Here is an 11,013-nt window from a genome sequence, read left to right as displayed (position 1 = left end):
GGCCAGGCTTAGAACAGGGCGATATCCGAATGGGTCAAGGACGGGGCATTGCTGATCACAGCGATCTGCACCCGGTCCGTGCTGCCCTCGGCATCGAAATAGAGCGCGCCGGTCTTGGTGTCATAGAGAACGGTCGGCCGGTCATCGACCGCGAACGGGTTCACGCCACTGATGAAGTTGAGGTCCGCGAGGGTTGCGACGCCGAAGGCGGTAGCCTTCAGACCGATGTGGTCGACGCCAACCACGAAGTCACTGATGCGGTCCACGCCGTCTGTCAGGCCCGCGAAGCCGAACAGGTCCGAGCCCAGGCCCCCGACCAGGGTGTCATTGCCGCCGGCCCCCATCAGGGTGTCATCGCCGCCCCCGCCGACGATGGAATTGGCCCCGTCATTGCCGATGCCGAAGAAGGTATCCAGGCCAGTATAGCGAAGCGTCTCGACATTGTCCGTCAGGGTGTAGCCCGAGAGGTTGGTCCTGACCGTGTCTGACCCTTCGCCTGACAGTTCCAGGACGATCGTTCCGGCGTTGGTGACCATGTAGGTGTCATTGCCGGTCGCGCCGCGCATCGTATCCGCAGCGCCGCCGTCGCTGAGCGTGTTGGAGCCGCCGTTGCCGACCAGTTCCATGGCGTACGAATTGCCGGTCAGGCTGATGGACGAGGTGCCCGACGCCACCAGATGCTCGATCTGTGAACCGGCCGTGGCCGTGAACGAGACGGTGGTCAGCACGGTGTCGTTGCCTTCGCCAAAGGCTTCGACCACGACGTCCCGGCTGTTGTCGACCTTGTAGAGATCGCCACCGGTTCCGCCGATCAGGCGGTCGCGCCCTGCGCCGCCATCCAGGGTGTCGGCACCGGCCGAGCCGGTCAGGGTATTGGCGCTGGTGTTGCCGATCAGTTCGATCCCGCGTGCCACATCGGCCGCGAACACGATCTGGTCGCTGAACTTCAGCTGCTCGAGATCGAACAGGGTATCCAGGCCTTCGGTACCCGTCAGGTCGCGAACCTTGAAGACATTGCCTTCGGCCCAGATGTCGTAGCGGCTGAGCGGGCCTTCGAAGGCCGCCATGTCGATCCCGCCGCCGGCATTGAACACATCATCGCCGTCGCCGCCGGTGAAGCTGTCATCGCCCAGGCCGCCGTCAGCCGTGTCGTTGCCGGCCAGGCCGAACAACTGGTCGCTGCCGGTGCCGCCGAGGATCGAGTCCGGGTCAGCCGTCGCGACGGCGCGCAGTCCGGTCACCGTGTCGCTGATGTTCACCGTCACGTCAGCAAACTGCAGCACCTCCATGTCGAACAGGCGGTCCATGCCCTCGCCATTGATGAGGTCGATGACGAAATAGGAGGTCCCGCCGTCGCCGAGCACGAGGTAGTTGCTGCGCGCGCCGGCGAACACGGCCGTATCGATGGCGTCGCCGCCGTGCAGGGTGTCGTCACCCAGGCCGCCCTTCAGGGTGTCATAGCCGTAGGTGCCGAAGAGGTCGTTGGCGGCGTCGGTTCCGTTGACGGTGATGCCCGTCGCGACCGAGGCCGCCACGGTCTTGTCGGCAAACTTCAGGAACTCGACATTGGTCAGGTGGTCGTAGCCGTCGGGCAGACCATTGGCCAGATCGATGACATTGAGCCCGCCCGTACCGTCGTCATAGATCGCGTACTGGCTGCGGATGCCATAGAAGACGACGGTATCGGAGCCGTCATTGCCGTTGATCTCGTCATTGCCCGAGCCCCCGGCCAGCGTGTCGTTGCCGAGCCCGCCGTTCAGCGTGTCATTGCCGCCGTAGCTGACGATCAGGTCATTGCCCGACCCGCCCGTGTGCGATTCCGAGAACCGTGAGCCCTGCAGGTAGATGCCCTGGGCGATGGCCGAGAGGCTGGATTGGCTGTCGGCGAAGACGATCTCTTCGATGGCAGACAGGTGGTCGGCGCCGCCGGCACCGTCCTTGTCGACGACGAAGTAGCCGCCATGGCCGTCGTTGAAGACAGAGTACTCGCTGCTGAGGCCGCTATAGACGACCTTGTCGTAACCCGAGCGGCCATAATAGTCGCCGTTGACGCTGAAGGCGAGGGTCGCGCCAACCCCGCCGATGATCGTGTCATCGCCGAGGCCGGCGACCACCGTCGTTGTGCTGGAGCCGTCGAAGACCTGGCCGACGACGGGGTCGCTGATCGTCACGCCCTGGATCGCATAGGCCCGGATATAGTCGAGCTGGAAGCCCGTAGCCGCCAGCGCCGCATCGTCCACCACCCCGCCGAAGGTCCCGCCGACCGCCAGATTGACCAGGACGTACATCGGCTGGTTCATGTCCGCCGGCGTGGGGATCCGGTAGACCTCGCCACCGTCGATGTACCAGGTGATGAAGCTGGCGTCCCACCGCAGGCCGTAGGTGTGGAACTCGCCGGCCGCGTTCGGCGTGTAGGCGATGTCGTTGACGGCCTTGCCGGGCAGGGACGCGTTGTGCAGCGTCATATAGGTGTTGTTCGGGTCGCCGCCCTTGGTTTCCAGAATGTCGACTTCGGGCGGATTGCTGCCGCTGACCGGCAGCAGCCAGAAGGCCGGCCAGGCCCCGCCCGCGTTCGGGAGCTTGGCCCGCATCTCGAAATAGCCGTAGGTCTGGGCAAAGGAGGTCTGGGTCGTCAGCAGGCCCGAGACATAGTCGAACCCGTACAGGACTTCCTTCTGGGCGGCGGTGGTGCGGGCGGCACGGATCGTCAGGACGCCGCTGTCCACGGAGAAGGGGTTGATGCCGAGCGGGTCGGTGCCGGTGCCGGCATAGGCGGCGTCGACATAGAACTGCTTTTCACCGGTCGCTTGCAGGACGTGGCTGCTGACCGGGCCGGCCCCGCGATAGCCATAGGTGGTCTGCCAGACCCCGGAGGCACCATCGGTCAGGGACAGGTTGTCGAACTCGTCCGAGAACACCAGTTGCAGGTCGCGGGTATCCAGCGTCACCCGGAAATTGTCGGCCGTGAAGGCTTCGAGGCTGGTGTTGCGGAACAGCACGCTGTCGCCATTGGTCAGGTCCAGCAGAACGTCTGCGCCGACCTGGCTCATTTGCGCCTTGATGGTCGCCAGATCGAAAAAGCCGGGAACCTCGATCCGGACCTTGTCGCCGCCGGCGCCGACCGAGAAATCGGTAATCACGTCCTGGCCGGAGCCCGGCGCGACGACGAACTCGTCATAGCCGCCACCGCCGGTCAGGGTGTCGGCGCCGCCGAGACCGATGAAAACCTGGTTGTTGGCATCGCCGGCGAGCGTATTGGCCAGGGTGTTGCCCACTCCCGTGAGGCGCGCGCCATTAACGCCGGTTCCGTAGAGGCGCAGGGTCTCGACATTGTCGGACAGCTGGTAGCTGACGGTGGAAACGACGCTGTCGGTTCCGGCACCGGCGGCCTCGACGATGCGGGCCTTGGCATTGGTGATCACATAGGTGTCGTTGCCGAGGCCGCCTTCCAGGGTGTCGGCACCCGACCCCCCGGTCAGGACATTGGCCAGGGCGTTTCCGTAACCCCGGAACGGTCCGGCACCGGAGAAGGTCAGGTTTTCCAGGTTGTCGCCGAGGGAATAGGTCAACAGCGTGGTGCGAACCGTGTCCGCGCCGCCGCCGGCGAGCTCGACGATGACATCGCCGACCGAGTCGACGACATAGGTGTCATTGCCCTTGCCGCCCGTCAGGGTGTCGTTGCCGGCCCCGCCGTCGAGGACATTGTTGCCGTCGTTGCCCGTCAGGCTGTTGGCGGCGCTGTTGCCGGTGCCGTTGATGTTGGCCAGACCCATCAGGGCCAGGGCTTCGACATTGGCGGCGGTCGCCAGGCTGTAGGTCACCGTGGAGCGAACGGTATCCAGGCCTTCATTGGCCAGCTCGACCACGACATCGGCCGCACTGTCGACCAGATAGACGTCATTGCCCGCGCCACCCATCAGGGTGTCAGCCCCTCCGGCCCCGTCCAGGGTATCGGCACCCTGGGCTCCGATGATCAGGTTGGGGTTGGCGTCGCCCGTCAGGGTCGCGCTCTGGGCCAGCGCCTCCGGGGTCGACTGACCGTCATTGAACACCAGGGTTTCGATCCCAACCAGCCGGTCGGTCCCGTCACCACCGGCCAGTGAATCGGTAACGTAGTATCCACCTGCCCCGTCGGGCGTGACCGTGTAGCGGGCCCGGGCTCCGGCGAAGATGGCGCGGTCGAGGCCTGCACCGCCGTCGAGGAAGTCGTTTCCGGCATTGCCGGTGAGATTGTCATTGCCCTGGCCGCCGGTCAGGGTGTCAGAGACGGCAGAGCCATACAGCGTGTCGGCTCCCGTCCCGCCGGTCACGACGGTCCCGGTGGCATTGGCAAAGCCGGTGAAGTTTCCGGCACCGATATAGGTCAGGGCCTCGATATTGGTCGCCGCCTTGGCGCTGCCGAGGGTCGTCAGCTGGGTATCAAAGCCTTCGCCGACATTCTCGACGAGCGTGTCGCTGGCATTGTCCGTGACATAGATATCGTTCCCCAGGCCGCCGATCAGTCGGTCCGAGCCTGCGCCGCCGTCCAGGGTGTCATTGCCCGTGCCGCCGGTGATGACATTGACCAGGGCGTTGCCGGTCCCCTGGAATGCACCGGTGCCGATATAGGTGAGGTACTCGACGGCCTCGGGCAGGACATAGATATCCAGCGTGGTCCGGACGGTGTCGTAGTCGGTTCCGGCGGCTTCGATCACGATCGTGCCCGCATTGCGGACCAGGTAGGTGTCGTTGCCGGCCCCGCCCCGCAGGACACTCGCACCGCCTCCGTCATCCAGCGTATTGATGCCGCTGTTGCCGACCAGCTCCATCGAAAGGGCATTGCCCTTGAGGTTGAAGTTGCCGGTTGAGTTCAGAACAACGCGCTCGATGAATGACCCGGCAGTCGCCGTCCATGATGTCGAGGCGTAAACGATGTCGAACCCATTGTCGGCGATCTCAAAAACCTGATCGCCAGCATTATCGACATAGTAAATATCATCTTCCGGACCGCCGGTGAGATAATCTGCCTTTGTTGTGCCGTAGAACACAGCCATTTTAGTCCTCGCAAGGGCAGATAATATTTACTGGTTACTGGACGGCATCGATTACAGGCGAACTTGCAATAACGATGCCAAGGCGTCGGGCTTGGTTAACAACCGCTGATGCGGGTTTGCGTTGCACCATAACGTTTTGGTAGCGACCTAACGGTTTGATTCTCCATGCGGGCGAATTCGCCACTGTACTGAAACAGCACATACGGGAAGTGGGATCGCGGGGGCTGTACAGTCGCAGGAATCCCTCCGGCGGGCCGATCGCAAGCGTGCTTTTGCATCAATTTCGGCGATGGCCGCCTGTTTAGACATCGACACCCGCCCGGTCAGCCTGCCCTGCGCCTCCTGCGAGGCGCCCTTCAGAACAGGCGCGACCCCTGAAGGGTCATCTTCGAACAAGTGGGCCCTCTGCGACCAGAACATGTGCTGGCTTCGCAAGTTTAATGCCTGTGTTTGTGTCGTTCCGTCACATTTACGACAAAAGTCACAGTAAAATTCATGTGTAAGCTTGACCGTAGAGCGCGGTAGTTTGTCGCAGATTGGCGATATGTTGTGAATATTCGTATACATGGAGAATTCTGTTTATTATCAAATCGATGAAATCTGTAATTTGGCCCGTTTTCGGGGTCACTGTTCGGGGATTAATCGATGGCGGCGACTGTCTATCGTGACTATGCGGGCACGGTTTTGGCCCAGAGCAAGGGGCCCCTGGCGCTTGTCCTTGGAACGGCGGCCAACGATTTTCTGACCGGAAGCGCTGCCGCAGACGCCTTTCAGGCGTCGGCGGGGGTCGACACCCTGGTCGGCGGACTCGGGGATGACACCTATATCGTCCAGAACAGTGCCGGCAGGGTGATCGAGGCCGCCGGAGGCGGAATCGATACCGTCAAGACCACGACCCACTACATACTGCCCGATAACGTCGAAAACCTTTACATCTGGGGATACACGCCGAAGAGCGGCAATACCGGCGTCGGAAATGCTCTTTCGAACCTCATTGTCGGGGATATCAATACTCAAAATCTGATCGGCATGGCCGGAAATGATGTCCTGGTGGGCGGTGGCGGCTCCGACCTGTTCGTGTTCGGAACGGGGTCTGGCCATGACGTCATCACCGACTTCACCTCGGGTGCTTCGTCGGGCCTCGACTATGTCCGGCTGCAGGGCTACGGCCTGACCACCTTCGAGGCCGTTCGTGCCGCGATGAGCCAGGTCGGCACCGACGTCGTGCTGCGGCTGTCCGCGACGGATGACATCACCTTCCGGTCGACGTCCGTCGACAGTTTCACCGCCGACAACTTCAAGCTTCCCATCGATATGGCCCGCTTCAGGCTGACCTTTGCCGACGAGTTCGACACCCTGCGACTGCAGACCCTCGGCAACCCGGCCACGGGCGTCTGGGCTCCTGAATTCGGCTTCGGCGGCTTCGGCTCCAAGGCCAGTCACTATATCGGCTACTATACCGGCGAAGTTCAGATGTTTGTCGATCCGGCCTTCACCGGCAGCACCGCCGGCGCGCTGGGTCTGAACCCGTTCTCCGTCAATGAAGGGGTTGTGTCGATCCAGGCCCGGGCCTCCACCGCCGCCGAAAAGGCCGCGATGTGGCCGACCGACACCAGGACCTTTGACTATGTGTCGGGCATGCTCTCGAGCGTCAGCTCGTTCAGCCAGACCTACGGCTATTTCGAGATGCGGGCCAGGCTGCCGGCCGGCCAGGGGGCGTGGCCCTGTTTCTGGCTTCTGTCCACCAAGCCGGGCGACAGGTCCGAGATCGACATTCTGGAAGCCCGCGGCCAACTGGCGGACATCAACAACACCAGCCTGCATCACACGTCTCTCGCCGGCGGCCAGGTCGGCTCCTCGGTGTTCACGCCGGGTGGCGCGAGCGCTTTCCACACCTATGGCCTGCTCTGGGACAAGGACGATCTCGTCTGGTACGTCGATGGCGCGGAGGTCTATCGCCTGGCGACACCGGCCGACATGAACGTGCCGATGTATCTGGTCGTCACCCTGGCTGTCGGGTCGTGGGCCGGGACACCGGACGCCGCTTCTCTCGCGGCCTCCAGCTTTGATGTCGACTATGTTCGCGCCTATGCCCCCGCCGAGGCCGGCGAGCGGATCAACGGCACGTCTGGAAACGATGTTCTGACCGGCTCGGCCGGCCCCGACACCCTGATCGGCGGGCTCGGCAACGACATTTATGTCGTCGACCATGCCGGCGACGTCGTCATGGAGGCGGTCGGTGCGGGCTATGATCTGGTCCGGACCTCGCTTCTGTCGCATGTCCTGGCCGAGAACCTTGAAAACCTGACCTATGTCGGCACCGGCGGCTTTTCCGGTACCGGCAATGGCCTGGACAATGTCATCACGGGCGGAACCGGAGCGGACCGGCTGGATGGCGGCCTCGGCGGCGACCGTCTGGTCGGCGGGGCCGGCAACGATACCTATGTCGTCGACAATGTCCGCGACTCGGTCGTCGAGCTGGCCGGCGGCGGATACGACACCCAGGTCACCAGCCTGACCAAGGCCATGGCGGCGGCCAATGTCGAGGCCCTGATCTATAATGGCGGGCAGGCCTTCACCGGCTATGCGCGCGTCGAAGGCACGGCGATCACCGGCGGCAGTGGCAACGACACCCTGATCGGTGCCGCCGGAGCCGACACCCTGGCGGGAGGCGGCGGCAACGACCTCCTGATCGGCGGCGGCGGCGGCGATACGTTCCGCTTCGATGGGCCGGGACTGGGGGTGGACCGCATCGCCGACTTCCAGGCCGGGATTGACCACATCACCCTTCAGGCTTCTTCCTTCGGGGTCTCCAGCCTTGTCGACCTGGGCTTCGTGGCCGGGGCCTCGCCCCAGGCGGCCGACAGCCACGCGACCCTGCTCTATGACACCGGGACCGGCGACCTCTTCTATGACGCCAACGGCGGCAGCCCGGCAGACCGGGTGCAGATCGCCACCCTGACCAACAAGCCAGCCCTGGCCCTGTCCGATTTCTGGCTGGTCTGACACCAGGCGCGGCGGGCCCCAGGGCTCGCCCCGCCTGCAATCTGCCCTAAGTTTGTCATGCAGGACGGTGGAGACAGCCTTTGGTCTCGATTACGCCCGCATCTGGCTCTAAGAGAGTTGCAACCTTATAGAGTCTAGACGTTTAGTGATGGCGACATCGGCGACCTGCCGACTGCAAGAGGGCCAAAGCTTTTGATGCTCCTAACCCTTCTCGGACTGACCTACTTCCTGGGCGCCGCGACCTGGCCGTTCATCGGCCGGACTCTGCGCCGGATCTGGCGCCGCATTCGCGGCGAACGTCACCCCGGCTGGAGTGACTATTTCGAGGGGTGACGCCAGGAGCGTCGCCGCTGAAGCGGAAAAGCCTGCGACCGGACGGGGCGGGGCCTTTTCCGCCGGCCTCCCCGGGCGCTCCGGGCGAGGCGACAGCGCCCATTTCGCTCTGACTGCATCAGTCAGATGGGAAAAAGCGCAAAATCAAAAGCCTAGAATATTTCTGGACCCGATGGCCGGTTTGCGCCGATCGGGAGACGCGCTAGGGCTGGATCACCCGGCCCGCGATCGGCGGCAGTGGCTTTGACGCCTGGGCCTCGGTCGGGGTCGGCAGCAGGGGAAGCCCGGCCGGGCCCGCCGTCGGATGCAGGTCGCTCAGATCCGAGGGCGCGGGCTTGCCGACGGGCTTCAGGCCGACACTGTCGATGCCCTGCAGCAGGGCCGTCCAGGGCAGGGCGCCCTTGCGGTGGACGCTGCGGAAATAGGCATCGGGCTGATAGGCATTGGCCGAGGGATCAATGCTGTCGGCCGTCAGCCGGCCGGTGGCCGCCAGCAGGGCGGCCCGGGCGACATATTCGTCATAGCGTGCATTGACCAGTTGCAGCTGGGCCGATTGCAGCTCCTGCTCGGCATTCAGGACCTCGATGCGGCTGCGAAGGCCGAACGGCTCTTCGCGGCGGACACCCTCATAGGCCAGCAGGAAGACCCGGGCCTGGGCTTCGAAGGCCGCCAGGCCACTGCGGGCCGCATAGAGCTGGTTCCACGCCTGGACCACGTTCTGAAGCGCGGACCGCCGCGTCAGTTCGATGGTCATGTCGTCGACGCCGTTCTGGGCGATGCTCTGGCGGACCGCCGAACTCAGGCTGCCGCTCTGGAACAGGGGAACGCGGACCACGACATTGGCCGAGAGCGAGTCCAGCGACTGCTCGGTTCGGCGCAGGGCAGCCGTCTGACCGGTGCCGTTGAAGGCACTGATGTCGCCGTAGCCGTACTGGATATTGGCCGTGACCGTCGGCAGGCGGGCCCCCTTGGCCTGTTCGACACGGGCCCGTGACACCTGTTCCGCATATTTGGCGCGGCCGAGTTCCGGATTGGCGGCCTCTGCGGCGTCGAAGGCTTCCTCCAGGCTCGCCGGCAATTCCAGCAGGGCCGGGGCAGGGGCCAGTTCGCCGGGCGCATGGCCGACGATCCGGGCATACTGGCCGGCCGAGATCGCCAGCTGGGCCTGATAGGAGGCCAGCTGGGCCTGGGCACCGAGCAGGCGTCCCTCCGACTGGGCAACGTCGGTGCGGGTGACCTGCCGGACGTCGAAGCGGGCCTTGGCCTCGGTCAGTTCGCCTTCGAGGGCGGCGAGGTTCTCGCGCGAGACCTTGACCCGGTCCTGATCGCGCAGGACGGCCATATAGGCCGAGATCACGTCATAGACGACCTGGCTTTCCACAAGCCGCAGATATTCCCGTCCCGCCAGGATCTGGGCCCGGGCGGCGTTGACGGCCGCGCCGGTGCGGCCGCCGTTATAGAGGGCCTGATCCATGCGCAGGGACCATTCACTGGTGTCGCTCTTGTCCCTGTAGCTGCCGTTCCGCTTGTCTTCGATATGCTTGAGCGTGTCGTTGGTCTGACCGGTCAGGCTGATCGACGGCCCAAAGCCGGCGCGGGCCTGTACATAGTCCTCGTCATAGGTCCGCTGGCGGGCGCGCTCGGCACCGAGGCTGGGATTGGTGGCATAGGCAGCCCCGACCGCCTGGGCCAGGGTCTCGGCCCGGGCCACGCCGCAGGTCGCCGCCAGGATCAGCGGTGTGACGAGCGCGCTCAGCAGCGTACGGCGCATCAATCAGCGCTCCCTGAAGCTTCTGCTGAGCTGTTCGGCCAGAGGCTTGAGCAGGTAGGACAGAACGGTCCGGTCGGCGGTCTTGATATAGGTCTCGATCGGCATGCCGGGCACGAGCTTGACATTGCCCAGGCGCGCCACCTGGCTGCGGGGCAGGGCGATGCGGACGACATAGAAGCTGGCGCCCGTGCGGCGATCCTCGACGAGGTCGGCCCCGATCCGGCTGACGGTTCCGTCGATCTGGGGGACCGTGCGGTCCAGGCCGACGAACTTGACGCTGGCCGGCTGACCGATCGACAGCTGGGTGATGTACTGAGGCGCGACCTGGGTCTCGACCGTCAGGCTGTCATCGGTGGGAACGATCAGCATGATCGGTTCGCCGGTCCCGACGACACCGCCGATGGTGTGGACTTCCAGTTCGTGGACAATGCCGGCCTGGGGCGCGCGGATCTCCAGCCGGTTCAGCTGGTCGACCTGGGCGGCTTCCTTCTCGATCAGCTCCGGCAGGCGCGCCTCGACGTCGCGCAGGTCGGTGAGAACTTCCGACAGGTGCTGGGCGTCGATCTGCAGGGCCTGCATGCGCAGCTCCGCGACCTTGTTGTTGACCTGGGCCGAGAGCGCCGTGAACTGCCCGCGCTCGCCGGCGAGGTTTTCAGCCTGCCGCTCCAGCGCCTTGAGCGTGCTCATCGGCGCATAGCCTTCCTTGTAGAGCTTGCGGACGCCCTGCAGCTCCTCATTGACGAGGCCCATCTGGTTTTCGCGCGACTGGCCCTCGGCCCGAAGGCCTTCAGCCTGCTGGTACTCGCCGGCCACCTGCTCGCTGAGCTGTGACTTCTGGCGCAGGCGCAGGGCGCGGCGGGCTTCCATCAG

5 protein-coding genes are annotated in these 11,013 nt (G+C 64.6%); 2 read left to right on the top strand and 3 right to left on the bottom strand.

Features of this window, described 5'->3' with window-relative positions; translation table 11 throughout:
• Positions 1-8: 8 nt before the first annotated feature.
• A complete protein-coding gene (locus tag DBR10_RS18095) occupies positions 9-5,033 on the bottom strand; it encodes a family 16 glycosylhydrolase (RefSeq protein WP_108506305.1) in 5,025 nt (1,674 codons plus the stop codon).
• A gap of 645 nt (positions 5,034-5,678) precedes the next feature.
• Between DBR10_RS18095 and DBR10_RS18090 the strand changes: the two genes are divergently transcribed.
• Complete coding sequence (locus DBR10_RS18090; protein WP_108506304.1) at positions 5,679-8,039, top strand: family 16 glycosylhydrolase; 2,361 nt, start codon at positions 5,679-5,681, stop codon at positions 8,037-8,039.
• Between the two features lie 195 nt (positions 8,040-8,234).
• Positions 8,235-8,372: a hypothetical protein gene (locus tag DBR10_RS19225; RefSeq protein ID WP_158272254.1), complete on the top strand. Its 138-nt coding sequence runs from the start codon at positions 8,235-8,237 to the stop codon at positions 8,370-8,372.
• Between the two features lie 202 nt (positions 8,373-8,574).
• On the opposite strand, the gene DBR10_RS18085 is transcribed toward DBR10_RS19225, so the two are convergent.
• Positions 8,575-10,143, bottom strand: coding sequence for a TolC family outer membrane protein (locus tag DBR10_RS18085; RefSeq protein WP_146184227.1), 1,569 nt, complete (start codon positions 10,141-10,143; stop codon positions 8,575-8,577).
• Between the two features lie 3 nt (positions 10,144-10,146).
• A partial coding sequence (locus DBR10_RS18080) for an HlyD family type I secretion periplasmic adaptor subunit (RefSeq protein WP_158273176.1) occupies positions 10,147-11,013 on the bottom strand: 867 nt, incomplete at its 5' end.

The sequence above is a fragment of the Caulobacter sp. HMWF025 genome, from assembly GCF_003060965.1.
Taxonomy (GTDB): domain Bacteria; phylum Pseudomonadota; class Alphaproteobacteria; order Caulobacterales; family Caulobacteraceae; genus Caulobacter.
This window is presented reverse-complemented; position numbering and strand designations above follow the sequence as displayed.